At 29.1% G+C, this 19,048-nt stretch carries 25 protein-coding genes; 3 read left to right on the top strand and 22 right to left on the bottom strand.

Annotation, left to right across the window (positions count from 1 at the left end; all coding sequences use genetic code 11):
* Positions 1-23: 23 nt before the first annotated feature.
* The gene (locus tag V7R38_RS11025; RefSeq protein WP_334058413.1) at positions 24-1,022 is read left to right on the top strand and encodes a PLP-dependent cysteine synthase family protein; all 999 of its coding nucleotides are present in this window, start codon (positions 24-26) and stop codon (positions 1,020-1,022) included.
* Positions 1,023-1,108: 86 nt separating this feature from the next.
* Complete coding sequence (locus V7R38_RS11020; RefSeq protein WP_015479958.1) at positions 1,109-2,356, top strand: aminotransferase class I/II-fold pyridoxal phosphate-dependent enzyme; 1,248 nt, start codon at positions 1,109-1,111, stop codon at positions 2,354-2,356.
* 124 nt (positions 2,357-2,480) lie between these two features.
* On the opposite strand, the gene V7R38_RS11015 is transcribed toward V7R38_RS11020, so the two are convergent.
* Both V7R38_RS11015 and V7R38_RS11010 read right to left on the bottom strand, forming a co-directional pair.
* The gene (locus V7R38_RS11015) at positions 2,481-3,353 is read right to left on the bottom strand and encodes an NmrA family NAD(P)-binding protein (RefSeq protein WP_334058410.1); all 873 of its coding nucleotides are present in this window, start codon (positions 3,351-3,353) and stop codon (positions 2,481-2,483) included.
* Between the two features lie 37 nt (positions 3,354-3,390).
* A complete protein-coding gene (locus tag V7R38_RS11010; RefSeq protein ID WP_334058408.1) occupies positions 3,391-3,861 on the bottom strand; it encodes a cupin domain-containing protein in 471 nt (156 codons plus the stop codon).
* 285 nt (positions 3,862-4,146) lie between these two features.
* Here V7R38_RS11010 and V7R38_RS11005 point away from each other — a divergent pair, with 285 nt between their 5' ends.
* On the top strand, positions 4,147-4,479 hold the full coding sequence (locus V7R38_RS11005; protein WP_015479961.1) for a winged helix-turn-helix transcriptional regulator: 333 nt from the start codon (positions 4,147-4,149) through the stop codon (positions 4,477-4,479).
* A 29-nt stretch (positions 4,480-4,508) separates the two neighbouring features.
* Here V7R38_RS11005 and V7R38_RS11000 read toward each other — a convergent pair whose 3' ends face one another.
* From V7R38_RS11000 to V7R38_RS10910, 20 genes are all read right to left on the bottom strand, one after another.
* Positions 4,509-5,045 (bottom strand): hypothetical protein, encoded by a 537-nt coding sequence (locus tag V7R38_RS11000; RefSeq protein WP_334058405.1) that lies wholly within the window; start codon positions 5,043-5,045, stop codon positions 4,509-4,511.
* Between the two features lies 1 nt (position 5,046).
* Positions 5,047-5,958, bottom strand: coding sequence for a helix-turn-helix domain-containing protein (locus V7R38_RS10995; RefSeq protein ID WP_334058403.1), 912 nt, complete (start codon positions 5,956-5,958; stop codon positions 5,047-5,049).
* 9 nt (positions 5,959-5,967) lie between these two features.
* Entirely contained in the window at positions 5,968-6,918 is a 951-nt protein-coding gene (locus tag V7R38_RS10990) for an SDR family NAD(P)-dependent oxidoreductase (RefSeq protein ID WP_334058401.1), read from the bottom strand.
* Between the two features lie 206 nt (positions 6,919-7,124).
* Positions 7,125-7,595 (bottom strand): hypothetical protein, encoded by a 471-nt coding sequence (locus V7R38_RS10985; RefSeq protein WP_334058399.1) that lies wholly within the window; start codon positions 7,593-7,595, stop codon positions 7,125-7,127.
* A gap of 200 nt (positions 7,596-7,795) precedes the next feature.
* Complete coding sequence (locus V7R38_RS10980; RefSeq protein WP_334058397.1) at positions 7,796-8,647, bottom strand: DUF4437 domain-containing protein; 852 nt, start codon at positions 8,645-8,647, stop codon at positions 7,796-7,798.
* Between the two features lie 11 nt (positions 8,648-8,658).
* A complete protein-coding gene (nfsB, locus tag V7R38_RS10975; protein ID WP_334058395.1) occupies positions 8,659-9,318 on the bottom strand; it encodes an oxygen-insensitive NAD(P)H nitroreductase in 660 nt (219 codons plus the stop codon).
* A 381-nt stretch (positions 9,319-9,699) separates the two neighbouring features.
* A complete protein-coding gene (locus V7R38_RS10970; RefSeq protein ID WP_334058393.1) occupies positions 9,700-10,137 on the bottom strand; it encodes a cupin domain-containing protein in 438 nt (145 codons plus the stop codon).
* Between the two features lie 139 nt (positions 10,138-10,276).
* On the bottom strand, positions 10,277-10,405 hold the full coding sequence (locus V7R38_RS13150; RefSeq protein WP_438825602.1) for a YdeI/OmpD-associated family protein: 129 nt from the start codon (positions 10,403-10,405) through the stop codon (positions 10,277-10,279).
* A complete protein-coding gene (locus tag V7R38_RS10965; protein WP_334058391.1) occupies positions 10,366-10,851 on the bottom strand; it encodes a YdeI/OmpD-associated family protein in 486 nt (161 codons plus the stop codon). The genes V7R38_RS13150 and V7R38_RS10965 overlap by 40 nt, the downstream gene beginning before the upstream one ends.
* Before the next feature lie 153 nt (positions 10,852-11,004).
* The gene (locus V7R38_RS10960; protein WP_334058389.1) at positions 11,005-11,421 is read right to left on the bottom strand and encodes a hypothetical protein; all 417 of its coding nucleotides are present in this window, start codon (positions 11,419-11,421) and stop codon (positions 11,005-11,007) included.
* Between the two features lie 49 nt (positions 11,422-11,470).
* Positions 11,471-11,884, bottom strand: a complete 414-nt coding sequence (locus tag V7R38_RS10955; protein WP_334058387.1) for a hypothetical protein — start codon at positions 11,882-11,884, stop codon at positions 11,471-11,473.
* 157 nt (positions 11,885-12,041) lie between these two features.
* Positions 12,042-12,554, bottom strand: a complete 513-nt coding sequence (locus V7R38_RS10950; RefSeq protein WP_334058385.1) for a hypothetical protein — start codon at positions 12,552-12,554, stop codon at positions 12,042-12,044.
* Between the two features lie 119 nt (positions 12,555-12,673).
* On the bottom strand, positions 12,674-13,315 hold the full coding sequence (locus V7R38_RS10945) for a hypothetical protein (RefSeq protein ID WP_334058383.1): 642 nt from the start codon (positions 13,313-13,315) through the stop codon (positions 12,674-12,676).
* Positions 13,316-13,479: 164 nt separating this feature from the next.
* Entirely contained in the window at positions 13,480-14,274 is a 795-nt protein-coding gene (locus V7R38_RS10940) for a cation transporter (RefSeq protein WP_334058382.1), read from the bottom strand.
* 171 nt (positions 14,275-14,445) lie between these two features.
* Complete coding sequence (locus V7R38_RS10935; protein ID WP_334058381.1) at positions 14,446-15,132, bottom strand: hypothetical protein; 687 nt, start codon at positions 15,130-15,132, stop codon at positions 14,446-14,448.
* A 289-nt stretch (positions 15,133-15,421) separates the two neighbouring features.
* Positions 15,422-16,075: a hypothetical protein gene (locus V7R38_RS10930; RefSeq protein ID WP_334058380.1), complete on the bottom strand. Its 654-nt coding sequence runs from the start codon at positions 16,073-16,075 to the stop codon at positions 15,422-15,424.
* Between the two features lie 234 nt (positions 16,076-16,309).
* Positions 16,310-17,026, bottom strand: a complete 717-nt coding sequence (locus V7R38_RS10925) for a hypothetical protein (RefSeq protein ID WP_334058378.1) — start codon at positions 17,024-17,026, stop codon at positions 16,310-16,312.
* Between the two features lie 56 nt (positions 17,027-17,082).
* Positions 17,083-17,574, bottom strand: a complete 492-nt coding sequence (locus V7R38_RS10920) for a hypothetical protein (protein WP_334058377.1) — start codon at positions 17,572-17,574, stop codon at positions 17,083-17,085.
* A gap of 336 nt (positions 17,575-17,910) precedes the next feature.
* Positions 17,911-18,420 (bottom strand): hypothetical protein, encoded by a 510-nt coding sequence (locus tag V7R38_RS10915; RefSeq protein ID WP_334058375.1) that lies wholly within the window; start codon positions 18,418-18,420, stop codon positions 17,911-17,913.
* 325 nt (positions 18,421-18,745) lie between these two features.
* Entirely contained in the window at positions 18,746-18,979 is a 234-nt protein-coding gene (locus tag V7R38_RS10910; RefSeq protein WP_015479997.1) for a hypothetical protein, read from the bottom strand.
* Between the last annotated feature and the right edge of the window lie 69 nt (positions 18,980-19,048).

Below are 19,048 nucleotides of genomic sequence, written 5' to 3'. Positions count from 1 at the left end.
TGCACTCGATTGAAATGACAAGAATGACAAGAAATCAAGGCATAAAAGATTCTATCTTAGATTTAGTTGGGCAAACTCCACTTGTAAAATTACATAGAGTTACCAAAGACTTAAAAGGATCTTATTTCGCAAAATTAGAAGCTTTTAATCCAGGTTTATCTCAAAAGGATAGAATTGCCTTACACATTGTAGAAAACGCAGAGAAGAAAGGTATTTTAACCAAAGGTGCAACTATAGTAGAAACTACTTCAGGTAATACAGGTTATAGTTTGGCTATGATTGGTTTAGTTAAAGGGTACAAATGTATTTTGGCTGTCTCAGATAAATCATCACAAGATAAAATTGATTTGTTAAAAACAATGGGAGCAGAGGTACATGTTTGTCCTGCAAACGTGCCTGCAGATGACCCAAGATCTTATTACGAAGTTGCCAAAAGAATTCATTTAGAAACTCCCAATTCTGTTTATATCAATCAATATTTTAATGAATTAAATAGCGAAGCTCATTACAAAACTACTGGGCCAGAAATCTGGAAACAGACAGATGGTAAAATTACACACTTAGTTGTAGCAAGTGGTACTGGAGGTACAATTTCTGGAACAGGTCAATACTTAAAAGAGCAAAACCCAAATATTAAAATTTTGGGAGTAGATGCTGTAGGTTCTGTTCTAAAAAAGTATCATGAAACAGGCGAATTAGATTTAAATGAGGTATCACCTTATAAAATTGAAGGTTTAGGTAAAAATTTAATTCCTACTGCTACCAATTTTGATGTAATTGATATTTACGAAAAAGTAACAGACAAAGAAGCCGCTTTTGCTGCAAGAGATATTGTACAACAAGAAGGTATTTTTTGCGGATATACTTGTGGTGCTGTTTTACAGGCAGCAAAACAATATAATGCGCAAGATTATTTTACAGAAGATAGTATTGTGGTGTTAATATTTCCTGATCATGGTTCTAGATACATGAACAAGATTTATAACGCAGATTGGATGAAAAACCAAGGTTTTTTAGAATAATTGAATGAAATTTGTTCAAAACTTCACTAATTGCTTTAACTCTATTTTTTTGCTAACTTTGCAAACTTGAAAAAATAGTAGATAAAATGACGACAGATTTATTCGATAGAATTAAAAAAGACAAAGGTCCTTTAGGAAAATGGGCAGATCAAGCAGAAGGTTATTATGTTTTTCCTAAGTTAGAAGGTCCTATTTCTAATAGAATGTCTTTTAATGGTAAAAAAGTAGTTACTTGGAGTATTAACGATTATTTGGGTTTAGCAAATCATCCAGAAGTGCTAAAAGTTGATGGTGAGGCTGCTTTAGAGCATGGAATGGCTTATCCTATGGGCGCAAGAATGATGTCTGGTCATACACCTTTACACGAACAATTAGAAGAAGAATGTGCTGCTTTTGTAGAAAAAGAAAAAGCATATTTATTAAACTTTGGTTATCAAGGTATCATGTCTGCAATTGATGCATTGGTTTCTAAAAACGATATTATTGTTTATGATATAGATACTCATGCTTGTATTATTGATGGTGTTCGTTTACATGCAGGTAAGCGTTTTGTATATCGTCATAATGATATGGAGAGTTTTGAGAAAAACATTAAGCGTGCTGCAAAAATGGCAGAAAAAACAGGTGGAGGAATTTTAGTTATTTCTGAAGGTGTTTTTGGAATGAGAGGTGAGCAAGGACGTTTAAAAGAAATTGTAGCTTTTAAAAAGGACTATAATTTTAGATTATTAGTAGATGATGCTCATGGTTTTGGAACACTTGGTGAAGGTGGAAAAGGAACTGGTTTTGAGCAAGGTGTACAAGATGAAATAGATGTATATTTTGCAACATTTGCAAAATCTATGGCAGGTATTGGAGCATTCTTAGCAGGAGATAAAGATGTAATTCAGTTTTTACAATACAACTTACGATCTCAAATGTTTGCTAAATCATTACCAATGGCAATGGTTAAAGGTGCATTAAAGCGTTTAGATATGATGCGTACAATGCCAGAATTAAAAGAGAAATTGTGGGAAAACACAAATGCTTTACAATCTGGTTTAAGAAATGCTGGTTTCGATTTAGGAACTACGCAAACTTGTATTACACCTGTATTTTTAAAAGGTGATATTCCAGAGGCAATGGCTATGGTTAATGATTTACGTGAAAACCATGGAATCTTTTGCTCAATAGTAGTTTACCCAGTAATACCTAAAGGATTAATTATTTTAAGATTAATACCAACAGCTACACATACTCAAGAAGATATTGATGAAACTATCACTGCTTTTTCTGCAATTAGAGAAAATTTAGAAAATGGAACTTACAAAAAGATTGCAGCTTCTATGATGTAATTTTTTTTGAAATACTTTAAAAAAAGCCAAACAATCATGTTTGGCTTTTTTTATTTTATTTTTTGGGTTTATAGCTATTATTATCTAATTATAAACCTCATTTCATTGAATTTAGTTTAGGTAATTATTTATCTAATAAAACCTTTTCCCTTTCAATAAAAGTTTTTAAATCAGTTGGATTTTTACCCGTCAATTTTTTATAACTACTTGATATTTTTGGTTCTTTCTGAAACCTAGGTAAGTAGTGTAATAATAGCATGACTATTATCATTCCTCTAGGCAAACCTTGTTGTTTTTTAATTCTGTAAAAATGAAAGGGACTAACATTTCGATATTTAATAGGATGTGTTATAACACTATTAATTATGCTAGTAACCGTTTCAAAACTTTTATTTTCTAAACCCGTAATTTCAAATATTTGATTTTTATAATGATCAAATTGGTTAAGCAAAATAGCAGCAGCCTCAGCAATATTTTTAATATCTACCCAATTGAACTTTGCATTTCCAGAAGGTAAAATAATTTCTCGATTATTTTGAATATCTGCAAGTAGAGTAGTGGTTAGGTTTTGCATAAAATAGCTTGGTCTTATAAAGACATAGTCTAGTTTATTATTAATGATTAATTGCTCTATTTTATGGTGTGGAATTACTTTACTTTTTTCAACTCCTTGCACAGATAAAAAAACTATTTTATTTACCTTCTTTTCTTTTATTTTGGTAAGAAAAGGTTTAAAATATTTATCTACGTTGGCAATGTTTGGAGGTCTTAATAAAAAGACTTTTTCAATTCCATTTAAGGCATTAACAACGGTTTCTGGGTTCGTGAAATCAAAATGAGTGTATTCTAAACCTGAATACTTATGGAATTTTGCTTTGGCTCTATCAATATCTCTAACTCCAGCAACAATATTTTTTGGCGATTCTAATTGGGATAAAAAACCAATTAACTCAAAGCCAATATTGCCTGTAGCACCAGTAATTAAAATTTTGGACATTGCTGATTTTCACTTTTTATTGTTTGCTAATCGTTATTTAATCTTCCAATTGTTTTGCAATTTGATCATAGTATTCTTGAGTTACTTTATCTGTCCAAATAGTTGGTTCAGCACCATATATAGCTAAATAAGAAACATTCTTATTTTTAGAAGAGGTATGCCAATGTTCTGTATCTTTTTTACACTCAATTACATCACCTTTTTTTATGATAATAGGCTTCTTACCTTTCTCTTGATAATATCCTTTACCTTCTACAACAATAATTATTTGCTTAGTTTTATGCTTATGCCAATCTAAAGTTGAATTGGCTTTAAAAGTTGCTTTTGTAATATTTTGATTAAAATCCTGGTCAGCTTTAACCAAAAAATTAAGCCATGCAGACCCTAAATGATGAGTATTAGGAGCTTTAATACCTTTTTCTAAATAAGAAATTGATTTAGAATTTGTTTGCTGGGCAATTGAGAAAAATGGAATTAAGCTTAGTATGATAATGTAGAGATACTTCATGTTTTTAATTTTAAGGACTTACAATTTAATAAAAAGTTTGTTAAAGCTATTTATTTCTTTTTAAATCAGTGTAATTATACTCGATTTCATAAAAATAAAATACCATTACAAATAAATATAGTTTAGCTGTAATGTATAAATATTGTCTACTTTTCAAAGAAACTACTATCTAATTAACTGTATTTCTTGTAATTGTATCTTTGAAATTTACTATATAAATTATAGTTTCCTATTTAAGTATAGTGTTTTATATTTGCATTATAGTAATATAATTATCAATTAAATATGCATAAATTTAGAGGTAAAGAATATCCTTGCTGCGCAAGTCTTACAATGGGGCTAATTGGAGGTAAATGGAAAACAGTGATTTTATATCATTTAATGAATAAAACATTACGTTACAATGAATTAAGAAAAGAAATGCCTACTGTTACTGAGCGAACTTTAAGTCTACAATTAAAAGCATTAGAAGAAGATGGCCTTATTAAAAGAAAGGTGTATACTAAAAAACCACCTCTAAAAGTAGAATATTCACTAACCGAATTTGGTAATACCTTAATACCTTTAGTGCAATCTATTGCTAATTGGGGAGATTTAGTGGCAGAGAAGTATGCTTAAACTTTTTAAATGGACACTGAAATTAAAAACTAATCATAGCTTAAAACAGATTTCTTTACAGTCTTCACTTTAGCATCTATCAATTTTAATTCTTTATTATAGTCTGCAATTCTAGCATAGGCAGTGCCATCTATCAATAGAATTACAATTAACATAGCCATTGATGTAATACTAATGGCTTTCCAAGTTGGAGTTTGAACCAATAAAAGAACCAAAGCAGCTATAATAATAAGAATTGGTATTACCTTAAATACCACTTTATATTCCTTTAAAGTGGCTTCTGTACGTTCCATTTCTGATTGATAAAAGGAAGTTGCATTTTCGTGAAACGCTTTTTCAAATGCTGTTATTCTTGATTTATTTGTGTAAAATAAACCAAGGCCAATCGTCATTAAAAGTAAACCAGCTACAAGACTGGGTATAAAATAGGCTTTCGCCAATTCTGTTTTACTCAGCTGCCAAAAACCGATACTTGCTACTAAAAATAGCAATGCAAATACTATGAAAAATCGTGTTGAAAATACTTCAGATTTTGCCCAATCTGTAGCTAACTTTAATAATTCCATTTTAATTCAATTTAAATTTTTCTCTATATTCTGTAGGACTAACACCTTCCTTCTTTTTGAATAATCTAGAAAAATAGGGTGGATACTCAAAACCCAATTCATAAGCTACTTCAGCAATACTTTTATTAGGTTCTAATAAAATATTTTTTGCTTCGTTAATTAAATGCAGTTGCAAATGTTCTGTGGTAGTTTTACCAGTCTCTTTTTTTAGAGTATCACTCAAATAACGCTTAGAAACAGACATTAAACTAGCAATGTCTTCAATACTTGGAATTCCGTTTTTTTCTAATTTCCCTGTTGCAAAATAGTCTTCTAAATTAGCGTTAAATCGTTCTAATAAATTATTAGATATTTCTTTTCTGTGCAAAAACTGTCTTTCATAAAATCGATTTGCATATTTTAAAAGTGTACTCAATTGCGATATAATAATGTCTTTACTAAACGCATCTTGATTATTTTGATATTCAATTTCTATGTTTTCTACGATGCTTTCCAATTGCTTTTCTTCTTTAGGAGATAGGTGTAAAGCCTCATTTACAGTGTAAGAAAAGAATCCATATTTTTTAATTTGTTGCGCTAATTCTGTACCTTTTACAAAGTCTTCATGAAAATTAATAGAAAAACCTTTTTGTTCAAAAACTACGCTGCTATCCCATTGCAAAACTTGCCTTGGAGCAATAAGAATTAAAACTCCATTTGTAAAGTCATATTTGGTTCGTCCGTAATTTAAATCACCCTCAATATATTTTTTAAAACTGATGGTGTAACAATCATTAGTAATTGGTGGTGAACTTTCTCTAGGACAAGGTAAATACCCATCTTCCTTTGAATTAAATACACTTAACATAGGATGTTCGGGTTGAGGTAATCCTAAATAACTTAAAAATGATGATAAGGTTTTAAAATGTTGCATACTACAAATTTAAATATTCCATTTTATACCTGTTTCTTTTTCAGAAAGTTCCCATAATTTTTTAGCAACAGTTTTGTCTTTTGCATGAGGCTCTAATTTGTGTGCACCAACAGGCCCAACCCAATTGCTTCTACCTGTAGGACCATAAAACAAGGTTTGATCTAAATTAGGTTCAAGAGCACACATTAGTTGAGGATAAGCACCTTTTACTGCAGATTGCGTTAATGGAGATAGTTTCATTAAATTAAAGATTATTTTCATTACAAAGCCACCACTTGTATTTATTAAGTTAGTTCTAGAAGACCCTGGATGACATGCATAGGCTTTAACATCCAATTTCCCTGCTTCTTTTAATCGATCTTGTAATTCATAAACAGCCATAATTTGCGCCAATTTACTTTGACTGTATGCATTGTTTGGAGTATAATCTTTATCCCAATTTAAATCATCAAATTTGATTGTTTTAATACCCATATCATAGCCCATACTTCCAACAGTTACAATTCTTCCTTTCGATTTTTCTATTAGAGGAAATAGTAATGCCTGAAGTGTCCAGTTACCAAAGTAGTTGGTTCCCATTTGACTTTCCCAACCATCTGTAGTTAACGTTTGTTTAGGAACTTGAGCAATGGCAGCATTACAGATAAGAGCGTCTATTTTTGGTACAGAACTTAGTACTTCTTCAGCCGCTTTTATTACAGATGCTTGTTCTGCTAAATCCATATTAATGGCCAAAACATCTATATGCTTACCAATTTCTTCTTTTAATGTTAAAATAGTTTCTAAGGCTTTTCTCGCATTTCGATTTAGCATAACCACCTTAGCGTTTTTAGATAGTAAAATTTTGGCAGCTTCAAAACCTGTACCACTTGTTGTACCAGTTATAACATAAGTTTTCCCACTTAAATCTTCTACTCTTTCTGGTGTCCAGCCTTTATTACCAAATTGATTTGCGCTCATTTTTATTGATGTTTATTATGAGTAACAAAGATCGGTTTAAAGCAAACAAAACCTCTTATACAGATTTTCGAATGTTGAATACTTTTTGGTAAAATGTATGTACAATGATGTTTTATCTGCTGAAAAGCAGCTAAATCTGAAGAATGAATTAAAGCAATCTGTAATTATTGTGGATGATTATCAACAGAAATAATTGTAGATTATCGTTAATCTGTAACTGTGATTATCTCGAATTTCCAGCCTTTATCAACTTTGTGGTTTTTATTAAAGTTAGGAGATTTAATACCTGCATAAACCATTCCTGCTGCTGGAATTGTAAGCCAAAAGGCAGAGGAGTCTACTAAAACTCCAATAAGAACGCTTAAGCCAATGGTTACAGAGCCAAGATAAATAAAAAAGCCTGAGGTGAAGAGGGTAGTAAAAAGAGGATTTCTTTTTAGTGATTCTATATCAACTAAATTAAATTGCAGACCATTAATTGTTATTGTATTGTTGTCAGTTATGGTAAAACGTCCTTTAATTGTTTCACCATCAAATGTTTTAAGTTTAATTCTCTTGTTCTCTTTTATAACTTTTACTTTATTGGTAGTTGTATTGGTGATTTTTATCGCTTGGTTTTGTGCAACAAATTGGTTGAAGCAAAATAAACTGATTACTATTAAAACAAAATTTTTCATATTAGGTTAATTTAAAAGAATAAGATTGTTAATGTACATATTTTAAATACTTTAGAGTACTAAAATATGTTTATTTTTTCTATTAACTTGGCCATTTTATGTGCTATGATTTTCAGTTTTAAACGAAGAAAGCAGAAAAGAACAAAATTTTATTTTTATTCTTTTCTGCCATATATTACTTTAATTGATGTAAACTGGATTTACTTTATTTCAATTACGTTATTAGTTCTAATGTAAATTAATGCTTCTTCTTTCGTTGAAATTTGGTGAATGCTATTCCCTGTAGATTCAAAGTAACTTCCATGATCTAGATTTGTCATAGAATTTGCTTTAGGCATTTTATAATCAATATTTCCTGTTATAATTACTCCATAAAGAATAGTTCCTTTACTGTAAATGTCACCTTTAAAATTTTTAGGTAACTTTACAAAAAGGGCACGAATATCATTTGAGTTTTTCCATAAAAAACTAATTCTGGCCTGATTGTTAGTTGAAATCCAATTTGTTTGAGAATGATCTAGCCAAACAATATTAGAAGCATCTATATTAATTGGACGTTCTCCATTATTAAAAGCTTCAGTTACTGGTTTTACTAAATAAGGTCCGTTGTCAATTTCAATATAAGCCATAGTTTCTTCTCCTTTTGCAGAAGTAATATGAGGTTCTCCAGCAGGTTGCGTCCAAAATGAGCCAACAGGCATCCACATGTTTTCTGCCTTAGGGTCATCATTATGTATTAATCCATTCATTACAATTGCACGATACGTTACATTGTGAATATGGGGTGGAGATGAAAAACCGTCTTTAAATTTCCCAATATATCCAGTTGGAACCTCTGCTTTTCTATTACCCCAAATGGTGCCAGCTAAAGGACTTTTATCACCTCTTGCTGGATTCATTTGTTCCCAAATAATATCAGAACTTAAGCCAACTTTATTTGTTGGGTTTTCTATAATTTTAGTCTTAATATTTTCGCCTACATTTTCTTTTGATTCATTACAAGAAAATAGTAAACTTACAATTAGACATAAGTATAAGATTGACTTTCTCATTATTATCTCAATTAGATTAGGGTTATTATCTCATTTTCTGATAACCTTGATTTTGGTGTTTTTTCGGTAGAATTGAAATCAGATATAGCTCTATAACCTATAGAAACTGCAACTAAAGATGTATAACCCTTTTCTCTTAAACCAAATTCCTCGTCTAACGCTTTTACATCTATACCTTCCATTGGTGTAGCATCAATTCCTAGAGAGGCCACTCCTAATAAAAAGCTACCTATATTTAAATAAACTTGCTTTTCCATCCAATGATTTAGATCTTTCAAGTCATATTTATGAATTCCTGCAAATGCTTTTACAGCACCTAAAAAACCGTTCTTAACATCTTCATTAGGAAATCTTCCGCTTTCATCTTCTGTATCTGCAATATGTTGATAATAGTTTTCATCAGCATCAACTTTAGAACAAAAAACTACAACTGCTGATGCATTTAATATTTTAGGCTCATTAAAATGAAAGAAGCCTTGTGTCCCTTTTGCCACTCGTTCTTTACCTTCTTTTGTTTCAGCAATTATAAAATGCCAAGGTTGAAGGTTTACACTTGAAGGACTCATTCTTAATAAGTTTTTTACTTCCTTCATCTCTGATTCAGATATTTTTTTATTTGGATCAAATTCTTTGGTAGTGTATCTCCAGTTTAGTGTTGCTTTTAAATTCATATTATATTGTTTTAAAATTAAGCTAACATTTTTATAGTGACAAAAGTAAGTATAGTATATTGTATTTCCAAGAACGGTCAAAAATGATAGTATTTAAGTAATGAAAATAAATGAATCAATAATGCATAATTTTTAAGAAAATATACTTCTTAGTTGTTCAAATTTATCTTTTCAGATTGTAAATATGAAGTGGAAAGCTGAGGTTATAATTTTAATCTTTAGGGTAAGATAGGTTGATATTAAAAAGGTTAAAGTTCGAAAGTAGAACTAACTAAAGGTACTCTAAAGGATTTTGTAAAACTTAAATACGTTTGATCAATACATCAAATGAATGCTTTTATTTTAAGAGCTAAAGGTGTTTTAATACAATAAGTTTTTTTGTTACAAGAATTTAATTTTATGCTCATTGCCAATTTTTGCCTTTTCTTCTACACTAGAATCCAATCCAATTTCATTCATTTTAGTAAAGAATTCTTCAAAGTTTTTTCCAGGAATAACATAATTCAAAACTCTTACAGTTTCACTTCCAAGTGTTTTAATTCCATGTTGAATTCCACGTGGCAAATAGATGATATCACCTTTTTTTCCTTGAATTGTCTTTTCTCCTATAACTAATTCAACCTTACCTTCTAACACGTGAAATATTTCATCTTCTAACTCATGAATATGAAGTGGAACACTACTTCCTTTTGGCATTATTCCTTCTACAAGATAAACGTCTCCATCAGTTTCTTTAGAATTTAGTATTACATTTCTTAATCCGCCTAAAAAGCTGTTAGATTGGTTTTCGGTTGATACTATTTTTGGTATTCTTTTCATAGTTTTATTGTTCTAGTAAATCAGATAAAATGGTATAGCATTTTATTTTTGAAAAAGCATTAAGTCATTATCAGTAGTAATATTTAAACTCTAGTAGGATAAATGATCCCTTAAAACAACTATTGTAAACGGATTTGGTTTAACTACCTTTTAATTTTTGACCTTTAGCTGATAGTTCAACAAGCTGATTTATCCTTTTTTGTCTTGTTTTTTCTGTCTTTGCTATTTTCAGCCAACGTAAAACAAACCTTTTACTTGAATCATTAATTGTATTAAAAAAATCAAATGCCTCAGTTTTTGCATTAGCGCCATTTTTAAATCTTTTGGTATGATCAAATTATCAACGTCATCCATAAAATTCCACATACCATTTAATTTCGAATCTGCAATTGATTTTAACCCTGATTCGTGCATTTTATCTTCGTCAATTAGTTTTTCAACTCTTTCTTTATATGACTTTGCCCAATGTTCTACTTTTCGCCTAGAAATTAGTTGCATTGTTCTTTTATCATCTAGTTTTCTTCTAATACAATCTATCCATCCAAAGCAAAGTAATTCGTCTAAAACATCCCATCTTGATACATATTTTGGTTCGCTTTTCTTGAATGTTATCAACCAAAAACTGTTGGTATTCAAATAATTTTGAGTCAACCAATTTCTTAGATCTTCTGAAGATTCAATTTCAATCTTCTCAAATTTGTCAGTTGCTATCATTTTGGAATTTGTTTAAAAACTTAAATATTTATTATTTTATAGATTGATTTTGTTTTAAAGTTAACAAATTAATTGTATATAAAAAGTTCGTATGGACTTTCTTAAGTAGACTAGAACTAGCAATTTTTTATACACGTTGTTGTGTGTAGTTTTTTAGCATCCTGGACAACTTATTGCCATTGGTTCAATTATTTTAATCAATTGAGTTTTCTTAGGTTTTTTTGGTAATTTCCATCCATCTTTTTCAGTCCAATATTTTTTTCTTTTTTCAATATTTTCAATCCTTTTTTTTGCTTCGTGTTTCCAAAAAGAATTAGGATAATCTTTTATTAAAAACTCATAATCTGAAATTATTTCATTCGATGAGTTTTTAAATTCAAACAATACTATTTTTTCATAAGTTTTAAAAGGTTTTAGAAATTCAGCATTCAAAGACTTTAAACTGTCTGATAGTATTTTATTTTGATTTTCAATATTAGAAATTCTACTTTCTAAATCTTTTAGTTTCCTAGAATCATTACAAGAAGTAAAGACCAAAATAGTAATTATAGTCGCGAATACGTTTTTCATTTTCTTGCCTTTTTTTTAATTTAACACAACTTTGTTATATTTAGTTTTTTTATTTGTTAAACTTATTAATTAATTCCAGAATTCTTATTCGAATTAATTCAGATTTTTTATTATAAACAAACATTTTTTCATCATTTGAAATAAAGCCTATTTCATTCATGGATTCATTTAGTGGTTTCCAGATATTTTTGATTTGTATGTCAAACTGTTTAATCCATTTATTTTGTTCAATTTCTATATTTTTTACGTTAGTTTTTTTAACAACAATTAGGTCGTTGTATATAACTTTCATTAAACTATCTAATTTCATTGTATATTCAAGTTCAGTTTCAAGCATAAATTCACCAGAATCAAGTTTAAATTGATGATTTTTATCTAATTTCTTTAGTATTAAATCGTATTTGCCTTGTTGAGCAGAACAGTTCATTATTATAGTTGTAAAGAATAATAGAAATATTTTCATTCGTTTTTTGGTAACGTTTATCTATAAGAATAGTTGCGTGTTTGTATGCGAGGATTTTCCGAAGGAAAATCAGACGTTACAAAGACGCAACGACCTTTGATTAAGCACTAAACCGCAATTATTTTTATACGTTTTTATAACCTGTGATTTTTTCATATTACTCATATTCGACTGGAAGAAATTCTTTTTCAGGAATTTTTACATTATCACAGGGATTGTCAATAAATCTAAAATATTTTTCATGATCTTTTCTAGTAATCATCATTTTCCCTTTCCTTAATTTCTCCGAACTACTTTTAGGTTGTAATTCCCATTTCAATAAGTACAAATTATTTTTTGAATCAATAATTTTCAAAATTGACTTAATTGAATAAAATTCGTGAGAACCTGAAAATTCAATTTCATTTTTTGTTTTTAAGATTTTAATAAAATCAATTTTTAAAGTATCTGGACTTTCTTGGCTTAAATTGTAAATGATATTATTTTTTGTAATACCAATAAAATTATTATTTCCTTCACAAAAATCATAAATCAGATATCCTTTATCATCTCTTTCTAACTTAATCCAAGTTCCTAAAACTTCTGATTTTTCTTTCCAGACATTATCTGTTTTGTTCGAACAAGAAAATAATATTATTAAAATTAAAGTTATCGAAGCAATCTTTTTCATAGCATTGGTTACAACGTGATTGTATATGGTTTGTTGCGTGGTTTAAACACCTAATTTAGCAAATAGAAACCGAATAGAAAGTCCGCGAGGACTTTCGTAAGTAGGCTTAAACCAAGCAATTAATTTTGTACGGTGTTGGCAAAAGTTTTTTCCTTATTCTCAAGTAGGTTAATTATCTGTTCAATGTCATATTCCCCTTTTGTCAAATAGTAGTTTCCGTTTTCATCAATGAGAGCGAAACTTCCACAATTATAGTGTATTGGAAAAAAAGTTTTCTCTACAATATTTCCATTATCAACTATCCATTCCAGTTTTCGACCATATTTTTTAGTTCCTTCTATTGATTTATAAACAAAAAATTGGCTAACATTTTCATTCCGACTTATTTTTTTAAGATATCTCCTATATTTTTCCCGTAAATAGGAACTTCCAGGTCCTGAATTACATCTGTCAGGGCCAGGGAAATAATTAATTACAATTATTCCATTTTTAATAATCTCATTTCCTGAAAACTTAGATAAATTTGCTTTAATAGCATCAAATGTTTGCTTAGGTATTTTGCCTTTCTTGACTCTTAAGACTTTTACATTCACAATTAAAGTATCCAAATCAAACCTAAGATTGTAGTTGGATTCTTTGCTTGGTTTATTGAATTCAGATTCAGAAATATTTTTTAAATCATCATTTAAATAAATCTCTTTCGTTTGTCCAAAAGAGTTATTAAGAGAAATTAATAAGAAAAGTAATATTATTCTTTTCATCTTGATTATCAGATTTTTACCAACGGTTTTGTATATGATACGTGGCGTGGTTTAGCACGTAATTTAGCAAATAAAAACCGAATAGAAAATCCGCGAGGATTTTCGTAAGTAGGCTCTCACTAGCAATGGATTATATACGTTGTTGTAAGTAGTGCTTTTTTCATTCACTTACTTAATTTCAAAATCCGAAACGCTCCTTGAATTACCAAAATAAAAACGATTGTTCCGATAATTAAATCAGGTTTACTCGAACTCAACCAATTTACCAAAATTCCAGCAATTATTACTCCTAAATTGATAATCACGTCATTTGATGTAAAAATCATACTCGCTTTCATATGAGCCTCTTCTTTGCTTTTTGACTTTTGCAAAATGTAAAGACAAATTCCGTTTGCGATAAGAGCAAATATCGAAACGATAATCATTGTCGAAAAATCGGGAAGTTTCTCGTCTCCAAAAAATCTTCTTAAAACTTCCATAAATCCAATAATCGCAAGTGTTATTTGAAAATATCCAGCAAGTTTTGCAATCCGCTTTTTCTTAACTATAGTTCCTCCAACCGCAAACAAACTAATTCCGTACACGAAACTGTCGGCAAGCATATCCAAACTGTCTGCAACAAGTCCCATTGATTTTGAGATAATTCCTGTTGTCATTTCGATAATGAAAAAAGCAAAATTGATTGCAAGTACAGACCAAAGTAGCTTTTTTTGGTTTGCGTTTTCTTTAAATTCCGTTTGGTCGGTTTGTTCCGTTGAGATTTTTTTTCCACCTAAATTCAATTCGATAACGGACTTTTCGATTTGGTCAATTTCTCCGCTGTGAAAAACGGTCAATTTTCGATTCGGAATATCAAAGTCCAAATTCGCAATGCTTGAAATTCCGTCCAATTTCATTCGGATAAGATTTTCTTCTGAAGGACAGTCCATTTTGGTAATTTCAAATATTGTTTTATTCACTTGGTTTCTGGGTTTTTCGGCATTACTTACAACGTTTTTGTGAATGGTTAGTTGCGTGTTTCAGCAACTAATTTAGTAAACAAAAACGAACGCGAGAAAATTCCGAAGGAATTTTCCAAGTAGGCAAAGACCAAAGCAATTAATTATACACGGTGTTGTACAACGTTATTTTTAATATTCGATTTTTCTTTCCCATACAAAACCTAATTCACCCTTCGAATACCTTTTTTTAGTTATCCAATTTCCTTGTTTGTCATAATTGTATTCCCAATTATTCCAATGCTTTTGTGTTCCATCTTTATCGTACCAATATTGTGTTAAGATATTGTTTCGCTTATCATAAGTAGAAATAAATTTTGTGTAATCTCCATTAGATTTAAATAATTCGGATTCAACTTCATTTCCATTTGCATCATACTTGTAAGTTCTAGTGTCTTTTACAGTTCCATCTGAATTATATTTTATTTTTTTTATTATCTCATTTTTAGAATTATATTCTAATTCTGTTTTAAAGACTTTATCTGATTTAGGATTACCTCCAATTCTTGATGTTACATTTCCGTTTGTATCATATTCATTTTTTTGTAAATAAACCAATTCATTTTCGGTGTTATAATTTTTAAACTCTGTAACATTTCCGTTATTGTCAATTGTTGTAGTATAATATTTTTTCAAGTCCCCTTTTGAATCGAAGATTGTTCCTTTTATTGGATTTCCACTTTCGTCTTTTTGAATTTTGGTAACTTCATAAATATTGCCTTTGCCATCATATTGACCATACTCAATTATTTTTTCATTATCATCATAAACATCATATCTTTCGAGATGGTCATTTGTAAATACAGAGTCTCGTGGCATTTCTGCAGTCCTTTTTGCGCTGTATGATGCCTGAATAGTTTTCTTAATTTTTGGACTTTCTTCCGCACTTTGAGCACGAATAATAGAAGTTGAGCAAATTAATGCTAATGTCAGTAAAAGTATGTTTTTCGTTTTCATTTTTTAATGTTGTACAACGTTGTTGTATAAGAATAGTTGCGTGTTTTAAGCAATAAAGTTAGCAAATAAATCACAGATAGAAAGTCCGTGAGGACTTTCGTAAACTGGCTAAAACTAGCAATTAATTTTATCCGGTGTTGTACACCGTTTTTTACTTATTAAATTTCCAATAGTCCACAACAACATCTAATTCAATCCATTTGATTTTAAGAGAATCTTGAGAGGCTTTTAAAATCATTCCATTTTCATAAAAATCACTTCCTCTGATTTTAATCAAATTTCCATTGATTTTATATTCGGAATGTTCAAAAAAGTCAACTAAATAAAACTCATTTTCGGTAATTCGAAAATCTGCATCTCCACCTTTCGTTGAATCCCAAATTCCGTATAGTAAAGTAGAATCAATATCAGCATTTTGAGATTCAGTTGATTCTTCTCCATAATCAAGATAAAATTCAAACATTTGCCTCACAGTCTGAGTGTCCATTTTTTCTTTCTCTTTGTCGATTTGTTTTACTAATTCATTTCCGTCAAAATAGTATTCGCTATTTATAATCGTATCAGTTCCAGTTTCATTAAATTTTACAATTCTAGCAAAAGTTAAACTGTCTTTTTTTAAGTAAAATTCATAATTCGCTAGGGACTGATTTGGTTGTCCAACTTCTGCTATTACTCTATAAAATTCTCCATTGTTGTCAGTCAGTTTATAGATTGATATTCCACCTACAATTTCGCCATCCAAATTCTCCATGTTAAATTCATTAATCGATTCCGATAAATCTTTTCGATTCTCAATTTCGCTCACGTAGTTTTCTATTTCAGCTAATGTTTTATCATTCCTACAGCTAATTAGAAATCCGAATATTATTGATATGTAAAATGCTTTTCTCAAATGGTGTACAACGTGTTTGTGTTATGGAAAGTTGCGATTTTGTGCCATCGTTATTTTCCGAAGGAAAATATAAGATTGCAAAAAAGCAACTAAATTTAATTAAGCTAAAAATAGCAATTTTTTATACACGGTGTTGGTAGCCGTTTTTTATATTTTTCCTTTAACTAATTCATAACCGTTTTTGATTAATTCTGGATAAATAAAATACCAATGTTGTTTACCATAAATCAGCACGTTTTTTTTTGTTTTTAATTTTAAAACGCTATTAGTTATATATGTATCCCGTATGACATTTGTAATGGTAAAGCTTTTATTTTTATATTCAGTTTTGCATTTATATTTTTTGTTTAAAGGTGTTTCAATATCACATTCTGTTAATTTTATTAATCCATATTTTTTCTCGTATATATCTATAAGTTCATTAATTGGAATATCCAAGATCTCATCATATCTTTTTAACCCCATTAAAGAATAATCTTGATATATATAATTTTTTTTATTAGTGTAGGAAGGAAGTGATTTATTATCTCTATCCAGAGTTATATGAAAACCAATAAATTTTCTCAATTTTTTATAATAATTCTTTTGAACTAAACTATCTATATCTTTAGACATTGCAATACTTTCATAATATATCGAGTATTTATCTTTTCTCAAAGAATCTATTACCTTTTCAATACTTGTATAGTAATCTTTTTTACCAATATGTATCATTGGCAAAAAAACTATTGTACTGCTAGAATTCTTATTTTCAAGAACTTTAATATCTTTTTGAATAGATTCTTTAGATATTACACTCAACAAAGCTCCTTGACAACTAAATAATAATAATAATAATAGAAGTAATAAAAATGATTTTTTCATATATTTTCAAAATTTAAATTCTGGGATGTTTGGCAAAACATCCCAGAAATATTTAATTATAATGGAAGAATAGCATCAACAGCCCTAATAACTGTGTCAACCCAGCAATTAGCCTTACAAGCACCTCTACCTTTTATTTTATCCCCTTCTTTATCAGTGTATTTGTCTTTACACCATTCAATACAACCTGTATGATTATCAGGTGGGCCATCATCTCCTTTTTTACTTGTTTTGTTGTCAAAATTACCATAAATTTCTTTTTGAATGAATTGATCTAGTTCTTCTCGCGTAATATTTAAATCTTCATATAAGTTGTTGCTAAATTCATAATCAACGACCTCATCTAAACTATCATTGTATAAAACAGTTACATTATAAACTGAATTAACTGAAGATTTGCGACTCTTTGTAGCATTAAGTTTAAAACTTTCTTTATATTCAATTAAATTTGAATTTTCTGATGTAGTAACTTCCTCACTACAAGAATTTAAAAGTCCAAAAGAAATCATAACTACAGAAGTTAAGATTAAAATTTTTAATTTTTTCATTTCTTTTTATTTTATGATTAACCAACTTGTGTTAAATCGGTTCGGGAATTATTCCCATTTGTGGTATCCAATCAATTCAACTATTTTGTTTACTATAAATGTTCAAATCTCTATAAGTGAGTGGCTCTTGTTGTTTCAATTTACAACTTTTCTTTTTTATGAACATCTAATTTTAACGCAATATTTTCGTCAAATGGCTACCAACGTATTTGTATAAGATGTGTAGCGTAAAATTAGATAAAAATTAATTAATAATAACAGACAAAGAAATGAACAGAAATATTCCAAATAAACAGAAAAAAAGCTATACATTTTATACGGTGTTGGCTACAGTATTTAATTTTCCATTGTGGTGGTTCTCAAATTATGTTCACGATTCTCCTTCTCATTTAAGTTTTTCAAATCTATTTTTTTGGTTTGTATTGTGTCCTTTATTGGTGGTTCTATTTGTTTGGTACTTTTTTCGATTTCTTTTTTGGGTTTTAAATCCGATTCTTTTATGAAATTAGACCATATTAAAATACCTAAAGTTGCAATAGGAAATAAATATTTAAACAAAATTTCTTTAATGTTTTTCCAATATATGTTTTTAAAACCTCCCAAATTTTCTAAATCCGTTATTTGTGGCTCGAAAAATTTAAAACTATATGAATTACCTCTAATAAGTTCAGTTCCCATTTTTAACTGTTCTTTTCTAATTATAGCAATCAATCTTAAAAATTCCTTTTCAGATGTATTACTTAGTTTTTTAGAAAGATGTTTAAATGTAACTATTTGCACTCTATCTTCTTTGTGTTTACAAATAGATAATAGCAAGTCAATTTTTATAGCTTGTTTTAAAGTCATTTTTCAAAAGTGTGATTGGTATATTGTAGCCAACGTTTTTGTGTATGAAAAGTTGCGGTTTTGTGAACGAGGAATTTCCAACGGAAATTCAGAAGTTCGCAAAAAAGCAACCAATTTTAAATTAAGCTAAAAATAGCAATTTTTTATAAACGGTGTTGCCATTTCGTTTTTTTTTCAGGTTGTGATTATTCCTCCAAATTCAGTTTTCTAATTTTCTGTTTTATAGTTAATTCATTGAGTGTTTTGTTTCATTCTATTTTCAATTCCGACAAAGTGAGCAATTCCACATTTTGATAAATTCCTTCCTGAGTTGATATTAAAACAGTTAGATTTCATTTTTTGTCTTTTTTAATTTTAATTTCAATTCTTCAATTTCTCTATTTTTGTCTTTAATTTCCATTCTATAATAATATAAGCCTGTAATTAAGTAAATGATTACAAGAACATTTCTCAAACCACTACTATTCCATTCAAGTGATTCATTAAACTTACTTACAATTAGAGAAATTCCGAATAAAATAATTGAAATGTCAGAAATAATTTTTAAACCTTTTTTCATTCTTACAATTTTTCTTTTTTATTTCGTTCCGCCAATGAATGGCAACTAGTTATATGTTTATAAAATTAC

It is taken from the genome of Polaribacter sp. P097 (assembly GCF_036864555.1).
Classification (GTDB): Bacteria; Bacteroidota; Bacteroidia; order Flavobacteriales; family Flavobacteriaceae; genus Polaribacter.
This window is presented reverse-complemented; position numbering and strand designations above follow the sequence as displayed.

Bases quoted from the DNA above. Each gene is read 5' to 3' on its own strand.
- V7R38_RS10985 (WP_334058399.1), bottom strand. From the start codon at position 7,595: ATGAAAAATTTTGTTTTAATAGTAATCAGTTTATTTTGCTTCAACCAA.
- V7R38_RS10915 (WP_334058375.1), bottom strand. From the start codon at position 18,420: ATGACTTTAAAACAAGCTATAAAAATTGACTTGCTATTATCTATTTGT.
- V7R38_RS10970 (WP_334058393.1), bottom strand. From the start codon at position 10,137: ATGAAAAGAATACCAAAAATAGTATCAACCGAAAACCAATCTAACAGC.
- V7R38_RS11005 (WP_015479961.1), top strand. From the start codon at position 4,147: ATGCATAAATTTAGAGGTAAAGAATATCCTTGCTGCGCAAGTCTTACA.
- V7R38_RS10950 (WP_334058385.1), bottom strand. From the start codon at position 12,554: ATGAAAAAGATTGCTTCGATAACTTTAATTTTAATAATATTATTTTCT.
- V7R38_RS11015 (WP_334058410.1), bottom strand. From the start codon at position 3,353: ATGTCCAAAATTTTAATTACTGGTGCTACAGGCAATATTGGCTTTGAG.
- V7R38_RS10960 (WP_334058389.1), bottom strand. From the start codon at position 11,421: ATGAAAAACGTATTCGCGACTATAATTACTATTTTGGTCTTTACTTCT.
- V7R38_RS10955 (WP_334058387.1), bottom strand. From the start codon at position 11,884: ATGAAAATATTTCTATTATTCTTTACAACTATAATAATGAACTGTTCT.
- V7R38_RS11000 (WP_334058405.1), bottom strand. From the start codon at position 5,045: ATGGAATTATTAAAGTTAGCTACAGATTGGGCAAAATCTGAAGTATTT.
- V7R38_RS10945 (WP_334058383.1), bottom strand. From the start codon at position 13,315: ATGAAAAGAATAATATTACTTTTCTTATTAATTTCTCTTAATAACTCT.
- V7R38_RS10920 (WP_334058377.1), bottom strand. From the start codon at position 17,574: ATGAAAAAATTAAAAATTTTAATCTTAACTTCTGTAGTTATGATTTCT.
- V7R38_RS11025 (WP_334058413.1), top strand. From the start codon at position 24: ATGACAAGAAATCAAGGCATAAAAGATTCTATCTTAGATTTAGTTGGG.
- V7R38_RS10980 (WP_334058397.1), bottom strand. From the start codon at position 8,647: ATGAGAAAGTCAATCTTATACTTATGTCTAATTGTAAGTTTACTATTT.
- V7R38_RS10995 (WP_334058403.1), bottom strand. From the start codon at position 5,958: ATGCAACATTTTAAAACCTTATCATCATTTTTAAGTTATTTAGGATTA.
- V7R38_RS11010 (WP_334058408.1), bottom strand. From the start codon at position 3,861: ATGAAGTATCTCTACATTATCATACTAAGCTTAATTCCATTTTTCTCA.
- V7R38_RS11020 (WP_015479958.1), top strand. From the start codon at position 1,109: ATGACGACAGATTTATTCGATAGAATTAAAAAAGACAAAGGTCCTTTA.
- V7R38_RS10910 (WP_015479997.1), bottom strand. From the start codon at position 18,979: ATGAAAAAAGGTTTAAAAATTATTTCTGACATTTCAATTATTTTATTC.
- V7R38_RS10990 (WP_334058401.1), bottom strand. From the start codon at position 6,918: ATGAGCGCAAATCAATTTGGTAATAAAGGCTGGACACCAGAAAGAGTA.
- nfsB (WP_334058395.1), bottom strand. From the start codon at position 9,318: ATGAATTTAAAAGCAACACTAAACTGGAGATACACTACCAAAGAATTT.
- V7R38_RS10935 (WP_334058381.1), bottom strand. From the start codon at position 15,132: ATGCCACGAGACTCTGTATTTACAAATGACCATCTCGAAAGATATGAT.
- V7R38_RS10965 (WP_334058391.1), bottom strand. From the start codon at position 10,851: ATGATAGCAACTGACAAATTTGAGAAGATTGAAATTGAATCTTCAGAA.
- V7R38_RS10925 (WP_334058378.1), bottom strand. From the start codon at position 17,026: ATGAAAAAATCATTTTTATTACTTCTATTATTATTATTATTATTTAGT.